Source organism: Corynebacterium tuscaniense (assembly GCF_008693065.1).
Classification (GTDB): Bacteria; Actinomycetota; Actinomycetes; order Mycobacteriales; family Mycobacteriaceae; genus Corynebacterium; species Corynebacterium tuscaniense.
The window spans coordinates 1-565 of the sequence record NZ_VXKH01000200.1; the positions used below are offsets into that span (position 1 = coordinate 1).

Sequence of the window (565 nt, forward strand, 5' to 3'; positions counted from 1 at the left end):
AATCTTGTATACGCGCTTGTTCTTCACCGCCGACATTTCTGCGAAGAAGGGGTCGCCGTACATGTCCTCCGGGGTGGCGGGGGTGAAGTTCCCGATGAACACCACCTCCGGATCCCACGCGAGCAGCTCTTCGCGGGAGACCTTCACCGAGGAACCGGGCCCGGCCTTGGTTCCAACGTTGTCGGCGCCGCAGAGGGTGAGCCAAAAGTCCATGTACGACTCGGTTCCGGAGACCTGCATTTCGTCGTAGTTGAACAGGTTGACGGCGCGGGGACGGCGGTGCGCGGTCCCCACCGCCTTCTCCACTGCGGCGCGGTCGCGGTGCATGTCGGCCAGGATTTTCTCTCCCCGTTCCGGCTTTCCGACGAGTTCGGTGAACATCTCCACCCAGTACTCGAGGTCCTCCTGGGTGCCGTAGATGATGAGCAGAAGCTCGAGACCGGCTTGCTCGATAGGGGTGATGATCTCGTCGCCCATATGGGCCCACTGAATGACGACGTCCGGGTTCTGGGCGGCGATGGTTTCGATGTTCGGCACGAAATCGTTGCCTGCGGCGGCGATGGGA

General features: G+C 62.1%; 1 protein-coding gene. It reads right to left on the bottom strand.

The features are described from left to right. Positions 1 to 537 (bottom strand): ABC transporter substrate-binding protein (locus F4V54_RS11270; protein WP_249041309.1); only part of this gene is annotated, 537 nt, incomplete at its 3' end. Positions 538 to 565 lie beyond the last annotated feature (28 nt).